Here is a 20,584-nt window from a genome sequence, read left to right on the forward strand (position 1 = left end):
CTTATCCACAGGTCGCAGATCGGTCATCGCCATCCGCGCCCACTGAGCGCACGATCGCGTCCATGAAGACGCCGTCTCGGAAGTTCGAAGCCACTCTCGCCAACGATGCAGACCTCAGCCGGATGTGGCGAAGGCTGATCCGCCCACTCGGCTGGCGCGTGCACCAGATGTACCTGATGTTTGTCGACGAGGACCGCCACGTCCTGCCGCACGTCGTCGAGGTCCACGACATGCCGGCGGGCGTCAGTCGGCGCGACGCTCGACAGTTCACCCGGTCCTTCGCCCACCTCGTGGGCGCCGAGGGCCTCGCCAGCCTGGCGATCCTCCTGGCGCGTCCCGGGACGGGCGGGCTGACCGACCTCGACCGCGCCACCTGTCGGCACCTCTACGAGGCCGCCCGGCACGACGGGCTGCAGCTGGAGCTGATCCACGTCGCCACCGGCACGGCGATCACGCCCGCACCGAGGGACGAGGTCCACCCGTTGCGAGCGTCATGAACCATGAGCGAGCGGATGGACGTACCAAACCCGCGAAACGGCGTCTCGCAGGCAGCCCAGAGGGCGAATCCTTCGACTTTGGTACGTCGATCGAACCGGCCTACGACGCACTGACGCATCTCGGCGGCGTAGCCACCCGCCAGCAGCTGCTGTCCCACGTCTCGGCCCGCAAGCTCGGCCATGCCCTTGCGGCTCGCGCGGTCGTGCGGATCGGCCACGGCCGCTATGCCTTGGCGAACGTGGACACCGACACCGCGAACGCACACGCGCTCAGCGCGGTCCTGTGCCTGGCCAGCGCCGCGCTCCACCACGGCTGGGCGGTCAAGACCGTGCCTGATCGGACGCAGGTCAGCGTTCGGCGCAACCGGCGTCTGGCGTCCCGCCAGCTCTCCCGCGCGGAGGTCCATCGACACGACCTGCGCCCCGACGAGATCACCGACGGCGTCGTGACGAACAAGGAGGTCACGCTCATGCAGTGCCTCCGCACGCTTCCCGACGACGAGGCGCTCGCCATCGCGGATTCCGCCGCCCGCACCGAAGGCCCGGCGCTCCTGTTGCGGGTGCGCAACCTGGCGCAGGGTCGCGGCGCGGCCCGCATCCGACGGCTCATCGACGCAGCAGATGCCCGCGCGGCGAACCCGTTCGAGTCGGTGCTGAGGTACATCGCATCCCGCGTGGAGGGAGCCGTGTTCGAGCCGCAACGGGTGATCACCGACGTCGACCCGGTAGCGCGGCCCGACCTGGTCGAGGTCGACCTCCGCATCGTGCTGGAAGCCGACTCGTTCGAGTGGCACGGCGACCGCGCGGCGCTACGGCGCGACGCTCGCCGCTACGACCAGCTCGTCGCCGCCGGCTGGATCGTGCTCAGGTTCGCGTGGGAGGACGTGATGTTCGACCAGGATTTCGTCGAGCGAGTGATCCGTGCGGTCGTCACGCGCGCGAACCGACGTACCAATGTCGCCTGAACGCGCTGTGGCGCCGCCTGAGCAGGCGGCGCCACGGCGGGTGGGGTACGTCGGGCCGATCAGGCCAGGTCGAGACCCGGGTAGAGCGGGTGCTTGTCGAGCATCTCGGCGGACGCGGCGCGGGTCTTGTCCGCGACACCGTCGGCCAGCGTGTACGACGCCTTGGAGGCGCCGCCGTCCTTGGTGACGCCCGGCTTGGTGTTGTTGAGGACGTTGACGACGAGGTCGGCGACGTTGTCGAACTCGTCGTGGCCGAAGCCACGGGTGGTCAGCGCCGGGGTGCCGAAGCGGATGCCGGAGGTGTACCAGGCGCCGTTGGGGTCGGCCGGGACCGAGTTGCGGTTGGTGACGACGCCGGCGTCGAGCAGGGCCTGCTCGGCCTGGCGGCCCGTCAGGCCGAAGCTGGTGACGTCGAGAAGGACGAGGTGGTTGTCGGTGCCGCCGGTGACCAGCTTGGCGCCACGCTTGAGGAAGCCGTCGGCCAGCGACTTGGCGTTGTCGGCCACGTTCTGGGCGTAGGTCTGGAACTCGGCCGTCTTGGCCTCGGCCAGGGCGACGGCCTTGGCAGCCATGACGTGCGACAGCGGGCCACCGAGCACCATCGGGCACCCACGGTCGACGTTGGCGGCGTACTCCTTGGTCGCGAGGATCAGGCCACCGCGCGGGCCGCGCAGCGACTTGTGGGTCGTGGTGGTGACCACGTCGGCGTACGGGACGGGGTTCTCCTCACCGGTGAAGACCTTGCCCGCGACGAGACCGGCGAAGTGCGCCATGTCGACCATGAGGGTCGCGCCGACCTCGTCGGCGATCTCGCGCATCTTGGCGAAGTTCACGCGGCGGGGGTACGCCGAGTAGCCGGCGACCAGGATGAGCGGCTTGAACTCCTTGGCCTTGGCACGCAGGGCGTCGTAGTCGATCAGGCCCGTCTCGGGGTCGGTGCCGTACTGGTTCTGGTGGAACATCTTGCCGGAGATGTTCGGGCGGAAGCCGTGGGTCAGGTGACCGCCGGCGTCCAGGCTCATGCCGAGCAGACGCTGGTTGCCGAGCTCCCCACGGAGCTTCTCCCAGTCGGCCTCGGAGAGGTCGTTCATGTTCTTCACGCCGGCGTTCTCGAGCCACGGGCCCTCGACGCGCTGCGCGAGGATCGCCCAGTAGGCGGTCAGGTTGGCGTCGATGCCGGAGTGGGGCTGTGCGTAGGCGTACTCGGCGCCGAAGAGCTCCTTGGCGTGGTCGGCGGCGAGCGTCTCGACGGTGTCGACGTTCTGGCAGCCGGCGTAGAAGCGGTGACCGACGGTGCCCTCGGCGTACTTGTCGGAGAACCAGGTACCCATCGTCAGCAGGACGGCGGGGCTCGCGTAGTTCTCGGAGGCGATCAGCTTGAGCGAGGCACGCTGGTCGGCCAGCTCCTGGCGGGTGGCCTCGGCGATCCGGGGCTCGACCGAGGCGATGACCTCGAGGGCCTGGCTGTAGGCGCTGCTGACCAGGTTCGCGGAGTTGATGGACGGCGTCTCGCTCATGGGGCACACCCTAATGGCGTACGCCGGCGGGAACATCTTCGGCCCGGACGCTGTTGTGACCTGCATCGCAACGCCACTGGCCGAGCGCCTGCACCACCCGAACTGCGTCTCACATCTTGGATCCGGTGTCCACATCACGAGATCAAGAGTTGTGGGAACCACGTCCGAAACCTGAGACTTCTTGACATGGTCACCGCCGCAACCCACGCCTACCTCGTGGTACGTCGCCACGTGGACCTCGGGCGCACGCGCAGCGCGATCTGTTGGCCTCGCTGACCCGACCGGCCCACCACTTCCTCTTCGCGCCCTTCTGTCCGGGCGCACCCCTGTCAGCGAAGGAACCTCTTCACCATGCCCGATCTGCGCTACAAGCCCTCGAAGGCTCAGTTCACCGAGATCCCCCGGCCGCGTCGTGCCGAGGGCCAGTGGGCGCTGGGCTACACCGAGCCGCTGAACAAGAACGAGCAGTCCAAGAAGGACGACGACCCGCTGAACGTGCGGGACCGCATCCTCTACATCTACTCCCAGCGCGGCTTCGACTCGATCGACCCCGCCGACCTCGGCGGCCGCTTCCGCTGGATGGGCCTCTACACCCAGCGCAAGCCCGGGATCGACGGCGGCAAGACCGGCGCGCTGGAGGAGCACGAGCTCGACGACCGCTACTTCATGATGCGGGTCCGCACCGACGGCGCGCTGCTCTCCCCCACCGCCGTCCGGACCCTCGGCGAGGTGTCGACGGCGTACGCCCGCGACACCGCCGACATCTCCGACCGCCAGAACATCCAGTACCACTGGATCGACATCAAGGACGTCCCCACCATCTGGGAGCGCCTGGGCGCGGTCGGCCTGCAGTCCCTGGAGGCCTGCGGCGACGGCCCGCGCCCGTTCCTCGGCTCGCCGCTCGCCGGCATCGCCAAGGACGAGATCATCGACGGCACCCCGGCGCTGGAGGAGATCAAGCAGCGGTTCCTGAACAACAAGGAGTTCTCGAACCTGCCGCGCAAGTTCAAGACCTCCGTCAGCGGTCACCCCAGCCTGGACGGTGCCCCCGAGATCAACGACGTCTCCTTCGTCGGCGCGGTCCACCCCGAGCACGGCCCCGGCTTCGACCTGTGGGTCGGCGGCGGTCTCTCCACCAACCCGATGTTCGCGCAGAAGCTCGGCGTCTGGATCCCGCTCGAGGAGGTGGCCGACGCGTGGTCCGGCGTCGCCGGCATCTTCCGCGACTACGGCTACCGCCGCCTGCGCTCGCGTGCCCGCCTGAAGTTCCTGGTCGCCGACTGGGGCAAGGACAAGTTCCTCGAGGTGCTCGAGAAGGAGTACCTCGGCCGCGAGCTGATCCGCAACGAGTCCCCGGCCGCCGCCACGCGTCCCGGTGACCACATCGGTGTGCACGAGCAGAAGGACGGCAAGTTCTACATCGGCGCCGCGCCGTACGTCGGCCGCATCAGCGGGACGATGCTGACCCAGCTCGGCGACGTGCTGGAGCAGTACGGCGCCGCCGGCGTACGCCTGACGTCGTACCAGAAGCTCGTCGTCATCGGTGTCGACGGCGACAAGGTCGACGCACTCGTCGACGAGCTGAAGATCATCGGCTTCGACGCCAAGCCCTCGAACTGGCGCCGCAACACGATGTCGTGCACCGGCATCGAGTTCTGCAAGCTCGCCATCGTCGAGACCAAGGCCCGCGCGACCGCGCTGATCAACGAGCTCGAGCGCCGGATCCCCGACCTCGACGTGCCGATCACGGTCAACATGAACGGCTGCCCCAACTCCTGCGCCCGGTCGCAGGTCGCGGACATCGGTCTCAAGGGCCAGCTGGTCCTCGACGACGACGGCAACCAGGTCGAGGGCTTCCAGGTCCACCTGGGCGGCGGCATCGGCGAGATCACCGTGCTCGGCCGCAAGCTGCGCGCCCACAAGGTGACCAGCGCGGGTCTGGACGACTACGTCGAGACGATCGTGCGCAACTACCTGGCCGACCGCAACGACGCCGAGCCGTTCGCGGCGTGGATCGAGCGCGCCGACGAGGCGCTGCTGCGCGGCGACCAGAAGCTGGAGCCGGTGGCATGACCACGTCCGCGACCGAGTCCGCGCGCAACAACCGGGGCACCCTCACCGAGGGGCGCACCCCGGAGGAGCTGCGTGAGCTGGTGTCGCACATGGGCGCGGAGCTCGAGCTCGCGCCGGCCGAGCACATCATCGAGTGGGCCGCCGCGACCTTCGGCGAGCGCTTCTGCGTGACCTCCTCGATGGGCGACGCTGTGCTCTCGCACCTTGCCTCCAAGGTCGTGCCCGGCATCGACGTGGTCTTCCTCGACACCGGCTACCACTTCGCCGAGACGATCGGAACGGCCGACGCGGTCAAGCACACCCTGCCGGTCAACCTGATCACCATCACCCCCGCCCAGACGGTGGCCGAGCAGGATGCCGAGTACGGCCCGGAGCTGTTCAAGCGTGACCCCGACAAGTGCTGCGCGCTGCGCAAGGTCGCGCCGCTGGCGACATCGCTGGACGGGTACGACGCCTGGGCGACCGGCCTGCGCCGCGCCGAGACCCACAACCGGGTGATCGCCCCGGTCATCGGCTGGGACGCGAAGAAGGGCAAGGTCAAGGTCTCCCCCATCGCCCGATGGTCCGACGAGGACGTCGAGCGCTACATCTCGGACAACGGTGTCCTGGTCAACCCGCTCGTCTACGACGGCTACCCGTCGATCGGCTGCTGGCCGTGCACCTCCCGGGTGGCTCCCGGCGAGGACCCGCGCAGCGGCCGCTGGGCAGGCATGAACAAGACCGAGTGCGGCATCCACACCTGATCCGCACCACCACCCACCGATCCACTCCCCGGTTAGGAGGCACTCCCGATGACCGCACCTGCACTGGTTGCCCTGGCTCACGGCAGCCGTGACCCCCGCTCCGCCGCGACCGTGACCGCCCTCGTCGACGAGGTCAAGGCGCTCCGTCCCGATCTGCGCATCGAGAAGGCGTTCCTCGAGCTGTCCCGTCCCGCGTTCCCGGCCGTCATCGACCGCCTGGTCAAGGCCGGCTACGACGAGATCGTCGTCGTACCCCTGCTGCTCACCGAGGCGTTCCACGCCCGGGTCGACGTCCCCGGCCTGATCGCCGAGGCGACCACGCGCCACCCCGGTCTGAAGATCCGCACCACCGAGGTGCTCGGTCTCGAGGCTCGCTTCCTGGAGGTCCTCGACGAGCGTCTGCGCGAGGCACTCAAGGAGGCCCGGGTCCGCGAGCTCGACGCGCTCGTCCTCGCCGCCGCCGGGTCCTCGGACCCGCTGGCCAACCAGGCCGTGGCCCGCCTGGCGCGCGTGTGGGGCGCGCACCACAAGCTGCCCGTGACCGCGGCGTACGCCTCGGCGGCCCCGCCTGCCACGGGTGAGGCCGTCCGCGCCTTCCGCGCCGAGGGCCGGCGCCACGTCGCCGTCGCCTCGCTGTTCCTGGCGCCGGGCGCGCTGGTCGACCGCGCGACCGAGCTCGCCTACGAAGCCGGTGCCGTGGCCGTCTCCGAGCCGCTCGGCGCGCACCCGGAGATCGCCCGGATCGTCCTCGCCCGGTACGCCGTCGGCGCGGTCGAGCTCGTGCCCGTCTGACCCTCGCTTAACTCAGCGGACGAGACGCTCCAGCAGCTGCTGGAGCGTCTCGTCGGCGTTTGCGGTCAGTCCGCCGTGGACCGGGCCGGGCTGGATCACCGTGCTCCGCGGCGCCTTGAGCATGCCGAAGCGCGTGCCCTGGTCGTCCTTGGCCTCCCGGGTGCCGTACGCCGTGGCGCGGACCGCCGCGGCCGCGTCGGAGTGCGCCTCGCCGCTGGCGAGCAGGTCCAGCGCATCGAGGGCGTCCGCGATCGCATCCAGGTCGATGTCGTCGGCGAGCGCCTGCACCTTGGCGACCGGCACCTCCCAGGCGACGTCGAGGAACCGCTCCTCGGGGCAATAGAGGACGACGCCGACATTGACGAACTCCTCGCGCTCGACGCGGGGCACGCAGCGCAGGACGACGTACTGGTAGGGGCTCATCGACCGGCCTCGACGGGCTGGGGCAGCCACCGGCGATCGCCGGCGACGCGCGCCGAGAGGAAGTCGACGTACCTCTGCCGGAGGGCCTCGGGAGTCTCCGCACCGGGCGCCGGCTCGAGCCACTCGTCAGGGACATCGGCGACGATCTCGCCGAGTCGCGCCGGAGTGAGGCGGGCGGCCAGGTCGGCGTCCTGGGCGAGCGCGCGGTCGGCGTACGAGCGCAGGACGTGCTCGCCGGCGTCGTACTGCTGCGCCGCGAACCGTGCGGGGTCACCACCGCCGCCCGGCCAGGAGTGGTGGAAGTAGAGCGCGGCGCCGTGGTCGATGGCGTAGAGCGCGCCGCGCCACAGCAGCATGTTCGGGTTGCGCCAGCTGCGGTCGACGTTGGCCGAGAACGCGTCCAGCCAGAGGATGCGGCCGGCGAGGTCGGGATCGGGCTCGGTGGCGGCGTCGTACCCGAAGGATCCGGGCAGGAAGTCGATGCCGAGGTTGGTGCCGGCGCTGGCGTTGAGCAGGTCCTGGACCTCCTCGTCGGCTTCGTAGCGCGCGAGCTGCGGGTCCAGGTCGAGCACCAGCTGGTCGGGTGTGGCGATGTCGAGCGCGCGGGCGAGGCCCGCGACGATCACCTCGGCGACCAGGACGCGGAGGCCCTGACCGGCGCCCCGGAACTTCAGGACGTAGGTGCCGAGGTCATCGGCCTCGACGATCCCGGGCAGGCTGCCGCCCTCGCGCAGGGGCGTGACGTAGCGGATCACCTTCGCGGTCGGCAGGCTCACGAGATCGTGTCCTCCGCGAGGCGCTGCAGCTCGGCGTCGACGTCGAAGTCCGCGGCGGGCCAGTCGAGGTCCAGGTCCTTGAGCGCGCGGCGCAGGAGGTGCCCGATCGCCAGGTTGCGGTACCACTTCTTGTCGCTGGGGACGACGTGCCAGGGCGCCTGCTCGGTGTTCGTGCGGTCCAGGACGGCCTGGTAGGCCGCGGCGTACTCGCTCCAGAGCTGGCGCTCGTCGACGTCGCCGGGGTTGTACTTCCAGTGCTTGGTCGGGTCCTCGAGGCGCGCCTCGAGGCGCTTCTTCTGCTCGGCCGGCAAGATGTGCAGGAGGCACTTGACCACGACGATCCCGCGCTCCACGAGCCCGTTCTCGAAGTCGTTGATGGCGGCGTAACGGCGCTCGATCTCGGCGTCGTCGGCGAGCTTGCGCACCTTGCCGATCAGCACGTCCTCGTAGTGGGAGCGGTCGAAGACGCCGAGGATCCCGAGGTCGGGCACGGCCTTCTCGATGCGCCAGAGGAAGTCGTGGGACCGCTCTTCCGGGGTCGGCGCCTTGAAGGAGGTGATCTTCAGGCCGACAGGATCGACCAGGCCGACGGTGTGCTTGAGGACGCCCCCCTTGCCGGAGGTGTCCATCCCCTGCAGGACCAGCAGCACGCCGCGCGCCGTGTCGCGGCCGCGGTGGGCGAACATCCGGGTCTGCAGGTCGAGCAGCTCGGGACCGAGCTCGACGAGAGCCTGCTCGCCCTGGTTCTTGTCGCCGTCGTAGCCCGGTTTGGCGTCGGTCGGGAGATCACTGAGCGGCGTGGATCCGTCGTAGCGCAGCGTGTCGGTGAGGCTCACGCGCCGATCATGTCAGGTCGCCGGGCTCCAGGTCGGCGTCCACCTCGGCCCCGATCTTCGCGAGCTCGGACCGGACGATCGCGAAGGCCATGCCGGGGCCGTAGCCCTTGCGGGCGAGCATCCCGACCAGGCGCCTCGTGGCGACCTGAGGGTCCAGACCTGCCATCCTTCGGGCCTTCTTGCGGACCAACGACCGAGCCGTCTCCTCCTCGTCGTCGCGGTCGACCTCGGCGAGGACCGTCTTGGCCGTGTCGTCGGCGATGCCCTTGCGGCGCAGCTCCTGGGCGAGCGCCGTACGGGCAAGGCCGCGGGTGCGCTGACGGCTGTCGACCCACAGGCGCGCGAACGCCTCGTCGTCGATCAGGCCGACCTCCTCGAACCGATCGAGCAGCCGGTTCGCGATCTCCTCGGGAACGTTCTTCTTCGCCAGCCGCTGAGCGAGCTCGTGGCGGCTGCGGGCCTGCCCGGTCAGCTGGTCGAGGAGGATCTTGCGGGCGATCTCCTCGTGGTCGGGCTCGGCGTCGGGGTTCTGCTCGGGCGTCGGCGCGGTGGGCGACTTCCAGGGAAGCGGGGTCACCATCGGGCTTCTCCTTTCGGAATGGGTCGGTTTCGATGCGCCCCGCCTAGCGGCTCGGGCTACTCAACCAACGACTGCCACCGCAGGCCGCCAGACGGTCTTGCACCGAGCGGACCTCGACCGCGCGCGGCAGCGCGGCGCCGAAGGCGCGGGGTCGTCGGGCGCGGTCGGTGAGGCGACGTAGGGAGCGAGGAACGAGCGACCGGAGGAACCGAGACGGCCAAGTCCGGCGAGCGCGCCGCGAGGCGACGCGCTCGCGCCATGATCAGAACGAGTCGACGCCGATCGGCTCGTCGGAGAGGTCGTCCTCGAGCGTGGGGGTGACGCCGAGCTTCTCGAGGATCCGCTTCTCCAGCTCGTTGGCCAGGTCGGGGTTGTCCTTGAGGAAGGTCCGGGCGTTCTCCTTGCCCTGGCCGAGCTGGTCGCCCTCGTAGGTGTACCAAGCACCGGCCTTGCGGACCAGGCCCGCCTCGACGCCGACGTCGATCAGACCGCCCTCGCGGGAGATGCCCTTGCCGTACATGATGTCGAACTCGGCCTGCTTGAACGGCGGCGCGACCTTGTTCTTGACGACCTTGACCCGGGTGCGGTTGCCGACCATGTCGGTGCCGTCCTTGAGGGTCTCGATGCGGCGTACATCCAGACGGACCGAGGAGTAGAACTTCAGCGCCCGACCACCGGTGGTGGTCTCGGGCGAGCCGAACATGACGCCGATCTTCTCGCGCAGCTGGTTGATGAAGATCGCGGTCGTCTTGGACTGGTTGAGGGCACCGGTCATCTTGCGCAGCGCCTGGCTCATCAGGCGGGCCTGGAGGCCGACGTGGCTGTCGCCCATCTCGCCCTCGATCTCGGCGCGGGGAACGAGCGCGGCGACGGAGTCGATGACGATCAGGTCGAGCGCGCCGGAGCGGATGAGCATGTCGGCGATCTCGAGGGCCTGCTCACCGGAGTCGGGCTGGCTGACCAGGAGCGCGTCGGTGTCGACGCCGAGTGCCTTGGCGTAGTCGGGGTCGAGCGCGTGCTCGGCGTCGATGAACGCCACGATGCCGCCGGCGCGCTGGGCGCTGGCCACGGCGTGCAGGGCGACGGTGGTCTTTCCGGAGGACTCCGGACCGTAGATCTCGACCACGCGACCGCGCGGGAGACCTCCGATGCCGAGGGCCACGTCGAGCGCGATCGCACCCGTGGGGATCACGTCCAGCGGGGCGCGGGTCTCGTCACCCAGGCGCATCACCGAACCCTTGCCGTAGTTCTTCTCGATGTTCATCAGCGCTGCATCAAGCGCCTTCATGCGGTCGTCGCCGGCCATGGGGTTCTCCTCAGTCATCGGTGTGTGCCAGGTACATCGGCGACGCTAGAACGAGGCCCCGACACAGCCTGGTCAGCCGGGTCGTGCTTGTGGACAAGCTCGCTTCGCGTCGTACCTGTGGACAGGAACTGGTCCCTGTCGTGACTCGAACGCTAGCCGAACACCTGTTCGACGTGCGGCATGACCCCGGCGTGTCGGGAGATTTCGGGGTTCCCCTCCGATCCGTCGGCACCGGTGGCCATGATGGGCCGCGATGACCCGCCCGACGTACGCCGCTCTTGCCGGCCTCCTCAGCCTCTGCCTCACCGCCTGCGGGGTCGTCGCGAGCGAGTCGCGGCGCCCACCCGGCCAGCCACCGACGCCGACCACGCCATCCGCGACCGCCGCCGCACGCCTGCTCTCCCAGCTGGAGGTCACCCCGCGGCCACGGGAGGACGGGACCTACCTGCGCGCGGCCTACGGCGAGTCATGGCGCGACGTCGACGGCAACGGCTGCAACCAGCGCGACGACGTGCTGCAGCGGGACGCCGTGCCGGGAAGCCTGGAGGTCGGGCAGCAGGGAGGGTGCGACCACGACGTGCTCGCGGGGACCTGGCACGACCCCTACACCGGGCACACGCTGGTCTTCACCGACCTCAAGGACCTGCACCAGGCGATCGCGATCCAGATCGACCACGTGGTGCCGCTCGCGGAGGCCTGGTACTCCGGCGCCCGGGACTGGTCGCCCGACCGGCGCAGCCGCTTCGCCAACTGGCTGCCCGAGCTGCTCGCGGTCGACGGGCCGACCAACGAGAGCAAGGGCGACGGCGACCCGGCGGCCTGGCGGCCGCGCAAGGGCTACCAATGCACGTACGCCGAGCGCTGGATCACCGTGAAGAGCACGTGGGGCCTCACGGTGGACCCGAGCGAGGTCGCCGCGCTCCGGCAGATGCTGGGCTACTGCTGACCCGCCGGCCGAGCGCGGGTGGTCAGCGCTCCGACTCGGGCAGCTCGAGCTGGGCCCAGACCGCGCGCCAGACGTCCTTCGGGCTCTCCCCCGCGGCCAGCGCGGCGGAGGCCGTCCGGCCGCCGAGGGCGCTCATCACCACCGAGTCGGCCCAGACGCGGGAGTAGGCGGAGCCCAGGTGGTGGTCCATCCGCTCCCAGAACTCCGTGTGCCGCACACGGTCATCCTTCCAGGGTCTCGATACGTCGCTCGCCGGCGCTCGCGACTACCCGACCACCGAGCCAACGTCCCACCGGTGGTGGATGACGTCGTGGAGGTGGTACCTGCCGAGTGTCTCGACGGTGAAGACGCTGCCGTTGCTGCGGCGGCCCCGCCGCCCCCACTGGTCCCCACGCACCTCGTCGTACGCCGCGGCGACCGATCGTGCCGCCTCCGCCAGCTCGACCGCGACGACCTCGGCACGCTGGAGGTCGTAGCGCTCGGCGGCGGCGGTCTCGTCCTGGTCCCAGTTGGCGAACTGCGGGTCGTCCTGGTCGAGCATCAGCGCGAGACGCGAGCCGAAGATCCGGTGCACGTCGCGCACGTGGCAGGCGTACTCGGTCGGCGACCACGTGGCCGGGGCCGGCCGCTCCTCGACACCCGCGAGCGTCAGCGCATGCTGCCAGAACGCGGCGTTGTCGCGGATCGCCTGCGCGATGGCGTCGCGGCCGACCGGCGCCGGGTCGAACCCGCACTCGCCGCACGGGCGGTCGAGGACCCAGGTCCAGTCCTTGGTGTCGGGGGTGATCGTCATGGGGCAACCCTTGCGCTGGCAGCATGCGGGCGACAGCAGGAATCCTGCCAACCACGCAGGAGATCAGGTCAGCAGCAGGCGCTCCAGGCGCCGGCGTACGACGCCCAGGCTGATCGCGCCGATGACCAGCAGGTAGACCACCGAGACCAGCGACTCCCAGCCGGGCGTGCCGAGGCAGAGCTCGCGACAGAGCACGACGCCGCGGTAGAGCGGCGTGCACTCCACGACCCAGCGCAGCGCTCCGTGGTAGGTCGTGACGGGGTAGAACGTCGCCGAGAACAGGAACATCGGCAGCTGGACCAGCGTGATCTTGTCGAAGTCCTGGAAGTTGCGCATGTACGTCGTGGCCGCCATCGCGACCGAGCTGCACGCGAACCCGATCAGCAGCACCGCAGGCAGCGCCAGCAGCGCCCACCACGACTCGATCATCCCCATCGCCAGCATCACCAGGAGGAACACCGCGGCGTACACGCCTCCGCGGAGCTGGCCCCAGACGATCTCGCCGCGCGCGACGTCGGCGGGCGTGAGCGGCGTGGCGAGCATCTGGTCGTAGAGCTTGAGGTACTTCAGCTTGAAGAAGACGTTGAACGTCGAGTCGAGCAGGGCGCCGTTGAAGGCCGAGGTCGCCAGCATCGCCGGCGCGACGAACGCGCTGTAGGCCACGTGGTGGCCCTGGAAGGTGAACCCGCCGATCAGTGCGCCGACGCCGACGCCGATCGAGAGGAGGTAGAAGAACGGCTCGAGGAAGCCGGTGATGAACAGCTTCCACGCGCGGCGGTAGGTGAGGTAGTTGCGGTAGACGAGCAGCCTCAGCGCGGCGACCGGGCTGAGGATCCTGGGCTGCTCGGAGGGTACGGCGGTCACGCGATCATCCGCCGGTGCAGTCCGGACACGGCCCACCGCCAGCCCGCCGCGACGAGCACCACGAGGACGAGGGCGTTGACGCCCGCGACCCACCAGATGACGTGGTCGAGGGTCAGCATCCGGGAGAGGTTGACGCCCTGCCACAGCGGCGTGCAGCGCGCGATCGCCGAGCCGACGTGACCGAGGTTGGCGACCGGGAAGAATGCGCCCGAGAACAGGAACATCGGGAAGATGCCGAGCCGGAAGATCAGCCCGAAGCCCTCCTCGTTCTGCAGCCGCGCGGCGAAGCCGTAGACCCAGGTCGCGAACGCCATGCCGACCAGGACCTGCACCAGCCAGGCGAGGAGCGCGCCCCACCACGTGGCGAAGACGCCGAACGGCGCCATCACCAGCGCATAGATCCCGGTCGCCGCGGTGAGGTGCAGCGCGACGGTGGCGAGGTGGGCGCCGACGACATGGCGGGCCTCGAGCGGCGTCGCCAGCATGGCGCGGTAGGTGGGGCGCCACTTGATCATCCCCATGACCGGGTACGTCGTCTCCCCGACCGCGAGCTGCATCGCATGAGCGGCGATCAGGCCGGGCACGACGAACGCGAGGTAGGAGTGGGCGCCCTCCAGCCGAGCCGGTTCGGCGTGGACGAACCCGCCCAGCAGCACGCCCATCGCCAGGACGTAGAGGAACGGGCTGAGGAACGAGGTCGCCAGCACGCCCTTCCAGGTCCGCTTCCACAGCGTGGCCCAGTAGTCGACCTGGCGCAGGACGCCATCGGCGAGGGGCAGGGTCTCGGCAGGCTCGGCCGTCATCAGTCGACCAACGTCCGGCCGGTCAGCCGGAGGAACACGTCCTCGAGGCTGGAGCGACGTACGAGTGAGGCGACCGGCTGGAGGCCGCGGTCGAGGGCGGCGGCGAGCACGGCCTCGCCGTCCTCGGCGTAGACCAGGACACGGTCGGGCAGCACCTCGATCCGCTCGCCGAGGTCGGCGACCTTGTCGGCGACGACCTGGTCGTCCTCGGTGCCCTCGTCGACCGCGAAGCGCAGCTCGGCGACCTCGCGGGTGGAGTACTGGCGGATCAGGTCGAGCGGAGCACCCTCGGCGACGATCAGGCCCTTGTCCATCACGACGAGGCGGTCGCAGAGCTGCTCGGCCTCGTCCATGTAGTGGGTGGTGATCACCAGCGTCACGCCGGCCTGCTTGAGCCGGAACAGCTGGTCCCAGAGCAGGTGGCGGGCCTGTGGGTCCAGGCCCGTGGTCGGCTCGTCGAGCAGCAGCAGGTCGGGGTTGTTGATCAGCGAGCGGGCGATGGTGAGCCGGCGCTTCATGCCGCCGGAGAGCTCCTCGACACGCACCTTCGCCTTGTCGGTGAGCTTGGCGAACTCGAGCAGCTCCTCGGCCCGCTGCTTGACGACCGCCTTGGACAGCCCGAAGTAACGGCCGTAGATGAAGAGGTTCTCGTAGACGTTGAGGTCGACGTCGAGGGTGTCCTCCTGCGGGCAGACACCGATCCGCGCACGGATCCGCGGACCGTCGACCGCCGGGTCCATGCCGAGGATGCGCAGCTCTCCGCCACTGATCGGCGACACCGACGCGACCATCCGCATCGTCGAGGACTTGCCGGCGCCGTTGGGCCCGAGGAAGCCGAACGCCTCACCCTTGGCGACCGTGATGTCGATGCCGCTGACCGCCTCGAACGCGCGCTCGCCCGTTCCGAACGTCTTGCGCAGGTCCCGTGCCTCGATCATCGGCTCCACGCTCGCGACCCTAGCCCGGGGCACGGACAGCGCGTTCCAGCCACCAGGTCGTCAGGGCCGGGTCGTCGATGCCGTACGCCGCGGTCATCACCTCCGCGCTTGCTTGCATGCATGCAAGGAGACCGGGGCCGCTCCTTGCATGCATGCAAGCAACCAGCCGGGCCCCCTCGTCCCAGGCGGCCCGGTCGAGGGGCAACGGAAGCGCGGCGAGCTGCTTGGCACTGACCTTCACCGAGCCGGCGCTGAGGCCGGTGCCGAGGTAGCGCGCGGCGGCGTACGCGACGACAGGGGGCGCGCACAGGACGGCGGCCAGCCGCCAGACGTCGGCGGGATCATGGGGTACGACGGAGACGACCGGCACCGACGGCAACAGCTCGCCCGCGGGGTCGACCAGCGCCTCGATCACCCGCCCCTGACCGGCGACCAGCAGCTTGGGCACCAGCCGCTGCTGCGCCCAGGCCGCGAGCTTCGGCGGGAGGTCGGCAGGGCGGACGGCTGGGGCGGCGTACGTCCGGCGCGCGAAGCGCGTGGGAGCCACACCCCACCGCGACTCCAGCGGCTCGATCAGGCCCGAGGTGACCAGCCGGACCTCGCCGTCGCGCAGGCCGGACACAGCATCGCGGACATGGGGCACCAGGCCGTAGTACTGGTCGCGGAAGTCGGCCGTGCACGCCGCGAGGTCGCCGACGACGCCGCCCGCGCGCGACAACCGGGCGAGCGGCACTCCGAAGGCCGGCGCCGCGAGCGAGCCCCACTCGTCCGGGTCGAGCGCCGAGACAGCTCCGACGCGGACCACGGGCACGCAGGTCAGCACCGTCGTGTCGGCGAACACCGGTTCCGCCGAGCACCAGAAGGACTCCACGTCACCCGCCCTCGCCACCGCCGCCCGCACCGGCCCCGCGTCACGCGCGGCCAGCACCGACAGCGGCTGCACCAGCGCCACCACTCCCCCGTCACGGGCCAGGGAGAGCGAGGCGTGCAGGAAGGCAGCGCTCGTGTCGGTATACGCCGCGATGCCACCGCTCGCGCCCGCGGTCGCGCGCCGCAGCTGGCCGAGGAACGGCGGGTTGCCGACCACCGCGTCGAACGTCTCGCCGGCCCAGGCGGTCAGCCCGTCGGCGTACCGGACCCGGTTGCGGAGCTCAGCCTCGGTCAGCGTCGGGTCGAGCGCCCGCAGCCGCTGCCGCGCGATGGCGACCGCCGACTCGTCGAGGTCGCTCCCCCACACCGCTCGCGCGCCGAGCCGCTCGGCCGCCGCGACGAGGAAGTGCCCGGTCCCGCACGCGGGATCCAGCACTCGGCCGCCGCCCGCGGGGAGCGCGTGGTCGAGGACCCACCCGACCAGGTCGGGAGGCGTGTAGAAGGCACCCTTGCGGCGGCGCTCCGGGTCGGCCCCCAGGCCGCTCTCGTACGCCGCGGCGCGCGCCTCTGCCTTCTCCCGCGCCTCCATGACGGCTGAGGCTAGCGGCCCGCCGTCAGATCACCAGGTTGAGCGCGAGCACCAGCACCAGGCCGCAGACCGACAGCGTCGTCTCCATCAGCGACCAGGACTTGAGGGTCTGGCCGACGGTCATGCCGAAGTACTCCTTGACCAGCCAGAAGCCGGCGTCGTTCACGTGCGAGAAGAACACCGAGCCGGCACCGACCGCGAGGACCATCAACGAGGTCTCGCCGGTGGACAGCGTGGCGGCGAGCGGCGCGAGCAGGCCGGACGCGGTGACCGTGGCGACGGTCGCCGAGCCCGTGGCGAGCCGGATGAGCACGGCCACGAACCAGGCCAGGAGCAGCACCGAGATGTTGCTCGACGACACCCACTCGGCGACGCGGGTGCCGATGCCGGTGTCGACCAGCGACTGCTTGAAGCCACCGCCGGCGGAGACGATGAGCAGGATGCCGGCGACCGCGGGCAGCGAGGACTCGAGCGACTTGGCGACCTCCGCGCGGCCCATGCCGGCACCGCCCCCGAGGGTGAACATGCCGACGACGACGGCGATGAGCAGGGCCACGAGCGGCGTACCGAGGTTGTCCAGCACGACGCGGAGGTGGGACGTCTCGTCGGAGATGGTGATGTCGGCGAGCGCCTTGCCCATCATCAGCACGACGGGCAGCAGCACGGACGCCATGGTGATCGCGAACGACGGACGGCGTACGGCGAGGACGCCGTCCCGGTCCGCCTCGCCGACGATCGCCTCGGCCCGGGCCGGGACGGGTACGTCGACCCAGCGACCGACGAGCCGCGCGAGGACCGGACCGGCGAGGATCACGGTCGGGACCGCCACGGCGACACCGAGGGCGAGGGTCACGCCGAGGTCGGCGTGGAGGTAGTCGATGGCGGTGAGCGGACCCGGGTGCGGCGGCACCAGGCCGTGCATGGCGGAGAGGCCCGCGAGTGCCGGGAGGCCGATGGCGATCAGGGACTGCTGCGAGCGCCGGGCCACGAGGTAGATGACCGGCATCAGCAGGACCAGGCCGATCTCGAAGAACATCGGCAGACCGATGACGGCACCGACGCCGGCCATCGCCCACGGGAGCGCCCGCGGCGAGGCATGGCCGACGATGGTGTCGACGATCTGGTCCGCGCCGCCGCTGTCCGCCAGGAGCTTGCCGAACATCGCGCCCAGCGCGATGAGGATGCCGACGCCGGCGGCGGTCGACCCGAAGCCCGTGGTGAAGCTGGCGATCGCGGTCGCGGTGTCGACACCGGCGACGATGCCGACCGTCAGGCCACCGACCATCAGGGCCAGGAACGGGTGCAGGCGCGCGGCGACGATGAGCACGACGATCGCTGCGATGCCGAGCAGGGCGGCGGTGATCAGCGGCCCGTCGGACGCGACCGGCGCGATCAGGTCGGTGCTCGCGTCGAGCGGCAGGACGGACAGGGACATGCGTATCTCCTCGGGGTGGCGGGGACGACGGTCGGACGGACGACGCGTCAGGTGTGGCAGCGGTCGAGGTACTCCTCGACGATCGCGTCGACGGACTGGTCGACGTCGATGACGATCCCGGGCTCGTCGGGCCCGAGCGGCTCGAGCGTCGCGAACTGCGAGTCGAGCAGTGCCGCGGGCATGAAGTGCCCAGGACGGCCGGCCTGGCGGCGGGCGATGACGTCGCGCGGGCCGTCGAGGTGGACGAACCGGGTGCGCGGCGCGTGGTCGAGCAGGCGGGTGCGGTAGTCGACCTTGAGCGCCGAGCAGCTCATCACGCCGCCCTGCGCGTCGTGCGCGGCCAGCCACTCGCCGAGGGCGTCCAGCCACGGCCGGCGGTCCTCGTCGTCGAGGGGGTGGCCGGCGGACATCTTCGCGATGTTGGCGGGCGGGTGGAAGTCGTCGGCGTCCGCGAACGGCACCCGGAGGCGCTGCGCGAGCGCGGCACCGACGGTCGACTTGCCCGAACCCGACACACCCATCACCACGACGAGGTCAGGCACTGCTGGCTGGTTCATCTGCTCCTCCGGATCCACACACCGCTCCTGGGTGTGTCCGCCGTCACAGTGTGCGACTATTGGTCTGATCTTTGCAAGACCCTCGGCCTGATTAATCTGATTTATTCGAGAAGGGTGACCAGGATGGCCATCGAACGGCACGGCGACGTGCTCGACGCCCTCGGGCGGCGCATCGTGCAGGGCGAGCTCGCCGCCGGCACGGTGCTCACCCTCGACGCGATCGACGGCGCGTACGCCGTGAGCCGGTCGGTCTCCCGCGAGGCGATCCGGGTCCTGTCCTCGATGGGCCTAGTAGCCTCCCGCCGACGCGTCGGCGTGACGGTGCTCCCCCGCACCGACTGGAACGTCTTCGACCCGCGGGTCATCCGCTGGCGCCTGGACTCCGACGACCGCGCGAGCCAGCTGCGCTCGCTCAGCGAGCTGCGCAGCGGGTTCGAGCCCGTCGCCGCCGGCCTCGCCGCCGAGCGCGCGAGCGAGGCCCAGCGCCGCGAGCTGTCCGACGCGGCGGCCGACATGGCCGCGCACGCGCGCACGGGCGACCTCGTGGCGTTCCTCGCCGCCGACGTCCGGTTCCACCGCGTGCTGCTCGAGGCGACCGGGAACGAGATGCTGCGGGCGATGGGCGACGTCGTCGAGGAGGTCCTGTCCGGCCGCACCGAGCACGACCTGATGCCCGCCCACCCGAAGGACGAGGCCGTCGCGGCGCACGAGGCGGTCGCGCGCGGCGTACGTTCGAAGGACCCGGCCGCCGCTCGCGCCGCGATGCAGGCGATCATCGACGAGGTCACCGAGGCGATGGACGAGGAGAGCCGCTGATGTACACCAGCAAGTACCCGATCATCAACGTCACCGTCGACGTCGCCCTCCTCTGCCCGTGCCCGGAGGGGTTGTCGGTGCTGCTCATCCAGCGCAAGCACGACCCGTACGCCGGAGCGTGGGCCCTCCCCGGCGGCTTCGTCGACGCGGACGAGGACGCCGAGACCGCGGCGCGCCGCGAGCTGCGGGAGGAGACCGGCCTCGAGCTGTCCGTGCCGCTCACGCAGCTGCACACCTACACCGCGCCCGACCGCGACCCGCGTGGCCGGACGATCTCGATCGTCCACCTCGCCTCCGTCCCGGAGACGGTCGCGGCGACCGCCGGCGACGACGCGGCCGACGTCCGCTGGTTCCCGGTGTCGGACCTCCCCGAGCTCGCCTTCGACCACGCCGAGGTGCTCGCCGACGCCCTCGCGGCTCACGCGCGCGGCTGACGTCGGCGGGTCGCCGTACGCTCGGCGCCATGGCGTACGACGAGGTGCTGGCCGACCGCATCCGCGACCAGGTCGAGGGTGAGCCCGGGCTCAGCGAGAGGAAGATGTTCGGCGGCCTGGCGTTCCTGGTCGGCGGCAACATGGCGGTGGCCGCGAGCGGCAACGGCGGCCTGATGGTGCGCGTCGACCCCGCGCAGGGCGACCGGCTGATCGGGATGACCCCGGCCGAGCCGATCGAGATGCGCGGGCGGCTGATGTCCGGCTGGCTGCGGGTGCCGGACGCGGCGATCGCCGCCGACGACGCGCTGGAGGAGTGGGTGCGCCGCGGGGTGGCCTACGCGGCGTCCTTGCCACCGAAGTAGGGCCGCGCGAACCACAACGTCCGGTGGGTCCAGCTCCCCGGGCCCAGCCGGGTGCCGGAGCAGACCACGATCACGGCCTCCGGGCGACCGTCGGTGCGGTCCCACCCGGGATAGCCGTTGCTGGCCAGCACCTCCTGGCGGGCGACGACGCGGTAGCACTGGGTCAGCCCGTGCCCGCTGACCACGAGCCTGCCGCCGACCTGGAGCCGCGCGAGCAGGCGGTTGCCCATCGCCGAGCCGTCCGGCCAGGTGTGGGTGTTGAACAGGACGTGACCCGTGGCGGAGCCCACGAGCACGCCGCCCAAGTCGGCCGCGAACTCGGTCTTGATGCCCTCGGGCAGGACGCCCATGATCCCGCCGGAGTCGCGCGGTACCGGGACCACGCGGGACACGACGCCGGTCACCTCGAGCCGCTGCGGGACGAACGACCGCGCGGGCCGGCGGGCGCACGGACCCGGCACGCTCGGCGTCGCGCTGGCGGTGGGGACCGCCTTCGGCTGCACAGCCGGACCGTCGTCGCGCGCCGTCCAGCGCCAGAACCAGATCAGCGCGCAGGCGAGCAGCAGGACGACGCCGACCACCAGCGTCGTCGTACGCCGGCGCGTGCTCCCGCGCTCCCAGGGGTCCCCCACGCCGCACAGTGTCCCCGATGTCGGCGGCGTACGGAAG

Annotated in this window: 24 protein-coding genes; 9 read left to right on the forward strand and 15 right to left on the reverse strand. The window is 70.8% G+C overall.

The genetic code is table 11. From position 1 onward, the window contains the following. Positions 1–62: 62 nt before the first annotated feature. Entirely contained in the window at positions 63–497 is a 435-nt protein-coding gene (locus ACYVJ3_RS09865) for a hypothetical protein (RefSeq protein ID WP_460852787.1), read from the forward strand. Then, entirely contained in the window at positions 494–1,462 is a 969-nt protein-coding gene (locus ACYVJ3_RS09870) for a DUF559 domain-containing protein (RefSeq protein WP_460852788.1), read from the forward strand. Before ACYVJ3_RS09865 ends, ACYVJ3_RS09870 begins: the two co-directional genes overlap by 4 nt. A 59-nt stretch (positions 1,463–1,521) precedes the next feature. On the opposite strand, the gene ACYVJ3_RS09875 is transcribed toward ACYVJ3_RS09870, so the two are convergent. Beyond that, the gene (locus tag ACYVJ3_RS09875; protein ID WP_460852789.1) at positions 1,522–2,979 is read right to left on the reverse strand and encodes a glycine hydroxymethyltransferase; all 1,458 of its coding nucleotides are present in this window, start codon (positions 2,977–2,979) and stop codon (positions 1,522–1,524) included. Positions 2,980–3,330: 351 nt separating this feature from the next. Between ACYVJ3_RS09875 and ACYVJ3_RS09880 the strand changes: the two genes are divergently transcribed. From ACYVJ3_RS09880 to ACYVJ3_RS09890, 3 genes are read left to right on the forward strand one after another with little or no spacing between them, the layout of a single operon-like run. Further along, entirely contained in the window at positions 3,331–5,052 is a 1,722-nt protein-coding gene (locus ACYVJ3_RS09880; RefSeq protein ID WP_460852790.1) for a nitrite/sulfite reductase, read from the forward strand. Continuing rightward, positions 5,049–5,795, forward strand: a complete 747-nt coding sequence (locus tag ACYVJ3_RS09885) for a phosphoadenylyl-sulfate reductase (RefSeq protein ID WP_460852791.1) — start codon at positions 5,049–5,051, stop codon at positions 5,793–5,795. The genes ACYVJ3_RS09880 and ACYVJ3_RS09885 overlap by 4 nt, the downstream gene beginning before the upstream one ends. A gap of 48 nt (positions 5,796–5,843) precedes the next feature. Then, on the forward strand, positions 5,844–6,587 hold the full coding sequence (locus ACYVJ3_RS09890) for a sirohydrochlorin chelatase (protein ID WP_460852792.1): 744 nt from the start codon (positions 5,844–5,846) through the stop codon (positions 6,585–6,587). Between the two features lie 12 nt (positions 6,588–6,599). Here the strand turns inward: ACYVJ3_RS09890 and ACYVJ3_RS09895 are convergent, their stop codons facing one another. The 5 genes from ACYVJ3_RS09895 to recA all read right to left on the reverse strand — a co-directional run bounded on the left by ACYVJ3_RS09895 (position 6,600) and on the right by recA (position 10,508). Further along, on the reverse strand, positions 6,600–7,010 hold the full coding sequence (locus ACYVJ3_RS09895) for a DUF3037 domain-containing protein (RefSeq protein WP_460852793.1): 411 nt from the start codon (positions 7,008–7,010) through the stop codon (positions 6,600–6,602). Continuing rightward, positions 7,007–7,786: a HipA family kinase gene (locus ACYVJ3_RS09900; RefSeq protein ID WP_460852794.1), complete on the reverse strand. Its 780-nt coding sequence runs from the start codon at positions 7,784–7,786 to the stop codon at positions 7,007–7,009. The genes ACYVJ3_RS09895 and ACYVJ3_RS09900 overlap by 4 nt, the downstream gene beginning before the upstream one ends. Next, a complete protein-coding gene (locus ACYVJ3_RS09905; RefSeq protein WP_460852795.1) occupies positions 7,783–8,622 on the reverse strand; it encodes a PPK2 family polyphosphate kinase in 840 nt (279 codons plus the stop codon). The genes ACYVJ3_RS09900 and ACYVJ3_RS09905 overlap by 4 nt, the downstream gene beginning before the upstream one ends. A gap of 7 nt (positions 8,623–8,629) precedes the next feature. Continuing rightward, positions 8,630–9,202, reverse strand: a complete 573-nt coding sequence (locus ACYVJ3_RS09910) for a regulatory protein RecX (RefSeq protein ID WP_460852796.1) — start codon at positions 9,200–9,202, stop codon at positions 8,630–8,632. A gap of 262 nt (positions 9,203–9,464) precedes the next feature. Further along, entirely contained in the window at positions 9,465–10,508 is a 1,044-nt protein-coding gene (gene recA / locus ACYVJ3_RS09915; protein WP_460852797.1) for a recombinase RecA, read from the reverse strand. A 253-nt stretch (positions 10,509–10,761) separates the two neighbouring features. Between recA and ACYVJ3_RS09920 the strand changes: the two genes are divergently transcribed. Beyond that, positions 10,762–11,454: an HNH endonuclease family protein gene (locus tag ACYVJ3_RS09920; protein ID WP_460852798.1), complete on the forward strand. Its 693-nt coding sequence runs from the start codon at positions 10,762–10,764 to the stop codon at positions 11,452–11,454. 22 nt (positions 11,455–11,476) lie between these two features. On the opposite strand, the gene ACYVJ3_RS09925 is transcribed toward ACYVJ3_RS09920, so the two are convergent. The 8 genes from ACYVJ3_RS09925 to ACYVJ3_RS09960 form a co-directional block, all read right to left on the reverse strand. Beyond that, entirely contained in the window at positions 11,477–11,671 is a 195-nt protein-coding gene (locus tag ACYVJ3_RS09925; RefSeq protein ID WP_460852799.1) for a DUF3046 domain-containing protein, read from the reverse strand. A gap of 48 nt (positions 11,672–11,719) precedes the next feature. Beyond that, positions 11,720–12,247, reverse strand: a complete 528-nt coding sequence (locus ACYVJ3_RS09930) for a DinB family protein (protein ID WP_460852800.1) — start codon at positions 12,245–12,247, stop codon at positions 11,720–11,722. 63 nt (positions 12,248–12,310) lie between these two features. Further along, positions 12,311–13,111, reverse strand: coding sequence for an ABC transporter permease (locus ACYVJ3_RS09935; RefSeq protein ID WP_460852801.1), 801 nt, complete (start codon positions 13,109–13,111; stop codon positions 12,311–12,313). Then, positions 13,108–13,914, reverse strand: a complete 807-nt coding sequence (locus ACYVJ3_RS09940; protein WP_460852802.1) for an ABC transporter permease — start codon at positions 13,912–13,914, stop codon at positions 13,108–13,110. The genes ACYVJ3_RS09935 and ACYVJ3_RS09940 overlap by 4 nt, the downstream gene beginning before the upstream one ends. Beyond that, positions 13,914–14,852 (reverse strand): ABC transporter ATP-binding protein, encoded by a 939-nt coding sequence (locus ACYVJ3_RS09945; RefSeq protein WP_460852955.1) that lies wholly within the window; start codon positions 14,850–14,852, stop codon positions 13,914–13,916. Before ACYVJ3_RS09945 ends, ACYVJ3_RS09940 begins: the two co-directional genes overlap by 1 nt. 19 nt (positions 14,853–14,871) lie before the next feature. Continuing rightward, complete coding sequence (locus ACYVJ3_RS09950; protein WP_460852803.1) at positions 14,872–16,311, reverse strand: HsdM family class I SAM-dependent methyltransferase; 1,440 nt, start codon at positions 16,309–16,311, stop codon at positions 14,872–14,874. 25 nt (positions 16,312–16,336) lie between these two features. Then, positions 16,337–17,746, reverse strand: a complete 1,410-nt coding sequence (locus tag ACYVJ3_RS09955; RefSeq protein ID WP_460852804.1) for a GntP family permease — start codon at positions 17,744–17,746, stop codon at positions 16,337–16,339. A 47-nt stretch (positions 17,747–17,793) separates the two neighbouring features. After that, positions 17,794–18,288, reverse strand: coding sequence for a gluconokinase (locus ACYVJ3_RS09960; protein WP_460852805.1), 495 nt, complete (start codon positions 18,286–18,288; stop codon positions 17,794–17,796). A 138-nt stretch (positions 18,289–18,426) separates the two neighbouring features. Here ACYVJ3_RS09960 and ACYVJ3_RS09965 point away from each other — a divergent pair, with 138 nt between their 5' ends. Genes ACYVJ3_RS09965 through ACYVJ3_RS09975 form a run of 3 tightly spaced genes read left to right on the forward strand, consistent with a single transcriptional unit; the run spans position 18,427 to position 19,915 of the window. Further along, positions 18,427–19,119, forward strand: coding sequence for a FadR/GntR family transcriptional regulator (locus tag ACYVJ3_RS09965; RefSeq protein WP_460852806.1), 693 nt, complete (start codon positions 18,427–18,429; stop codon positions 19,117–19,119). After that, positions 19,119–19,553, forward strand: coding sequence for an NUDIX domain-containing protein (locus ACYVJ3_RS09970; protein WP_460852807.1), 435 nt, complete (start codon positions 19,119–19,121; stop codon positions 19,551–19,553). The genes ACYVJ3_RS09965 and ACYVJ3_RS09970 overlap by 1 nt, the downstream gene beginning before the upstream one ends. Positions 19,554–19,582: 29 nt before the next feature. Next, on the forward strand, positions 19,583–19,915 hold the full coding sequence (locus ACYVJ3_RS09975; RefSeq protein ID WP_460852808.1) for a TfoX/Sxy family protein: 333 nt from the start codon (positions 19,583–19,585) through the stop codon (positions 19,913–19,915). Here ACYVJ3_RS09975 and ACYVJ3_RS09980 read toward each other — a convergent pair. Further along, on the reverse strand, positions 19,888–20,547 hold the full coding sequence (locus tag ACYVJ3_RS09980; RefSeq protein WP_460852809.1) for a sortase family protein: 660 nt from the start codon (positions 20,545–20,547) through the stop codon (positions 19,888–19,890). The two genes, ACYVJ3_RS09975 and ACYVJ3_RS09980, sit on opposite strands and share 28 nt — an antisense overlap. Positions 20,548–20,584: the final 37 nt, after the last annotated feature.

Source organism: Nocardioides montaniterrae, assembly GCF_054782655.1.

Bases quoted from the DNA above. Each gene is read 5' to 3' on its own strand.
- ACYVJ3_RS09920 (WP_460852798.1), top strand. From the start codon at position 10,762: ATGACCCGCCCGACGTACGCCGCTCTTGCCGGCCTCCTCAGCCTCTGC.
- ACYVJ3_RS09880 (WP_460852790.1), top strand. From the start codon at position 3,331: ATGCCCGATCTGCGCTACAAGCCCTCGAAGGCTCAGTTCACCGAGATC.
- ACYVJ3_RS09865 (WP_460852787.1), top strand. From the start codon at position 63: ATGAAGACGCCGTCTCGGAAGTTCGAAGCCACTCTCGCCAACGATGCA.
- ACYVJ3_RS09975 (WP_460852808.1), top strand. From the start codon at position 19,583: ATGGCGTACGACGAGGTGCTGGCCGACCGCATCCGCGACCAGGTCGAG.
- ACYVJ3_RS09970 (WP_460852807.1), top strand. From the start codon at position 19,119: ATGTACACCAGCAAGTACCCGATCATCAACGTCACCGTCGACGTCGCC.
- recA (WP_460852797.1), bottom strand. From the start codon at position 10,508: ATGGCCGGCGACGACCGCATGAAGGCGCTTGATGCAGCGCTGATGAAC.
- ACYVJ3_RS09965 (WP_460852806.1), top strand. From the start codon at position 18,427: ATGGCCATCGAACGGCACGGCGACGTGCTCGACGCCCTCGGGCGGCGC.
- ACYVJ3_RS09885 (WP_460852791.1), top strand. From the start codon at position 5,049: ATGACCACGTCCGCGACCGAGTCCGCGCGCAACAACCGGGGCACCCTC.
- ACYVJ3_RS09955 (WP_460852804.1), bottom strand. From the start codon at position 17,746: ATGTCCCTGTCCGTCCTGCCGCTCGACGCGAGCACCGACCTGATCGCG.
- ACYVJ3_RS09940 (WP_460852802.1), bottom strand. From the start codon at position 13,914: ATGACGGCCGAGCCTGCCGAGACCCTGCCCCTCGCCGATGGCGTCCTG.
- ACYVJ3_RS09910 (WP_460852796.1), bottom strand. From the start codon at position 9,202: ATGGTGACCCCGCTTCCCTGGAAGTCGCCCACCGCGCCGACGCCCGAG.
- ACYVJ3_RS09895 (WP_460852793.1), bottom strand. From the start codon at position 7,010: ATGAGCCCCTACCAGTACGTCGTCCTGCGCTGCGTGCCCCGCGTCGAG.
- ACYVJ3_RS09945 (WP_460852955.1), bottom strand. From the start codon at position 14,852: ATGATCGAGGCACGGGACCTGCGCAAGACGTTCGGAACGGGCGAGCGC.
- ACYVJ3_RS09930 (WP_460852800.1), bottom strand. From the start codon at position 12,247: ATGACGATCACCCCCGACACCAAGGACTGGACCTGGGTCCTCGACCGC.
- ACYVJ3_RS09870 (WP_460852788.1), top strand. From the start codon at position 494: ATGAACCATGAGCGAGCGGATGGACGTACCAAACCCGCGAAACGGCGT.
- ACYVJ3_RS09875 (WP_460852789.1), bottom strand. From the start codon at position 2,979: ATGAGCGAGACGCCGTCCATCAACTCCGCGAACCTGGTCAGCAGCGCC.
- ACYVJ3_RS09890 (WP_460852792.1), top strand. From the start codon at position 5,844: ATGACCGCACCTGCACTGGTTGCCCTGGCTCACGGCAGCCGTGACCCC.
- ACYVJ3_RS09950 (WP_460852803.1), bottom strand. From the start codon at position 16,311: ATGGAGGCGCGGGAGAAGGCAGAGGCGCGCGCCGCGGCGTACGAGAGC.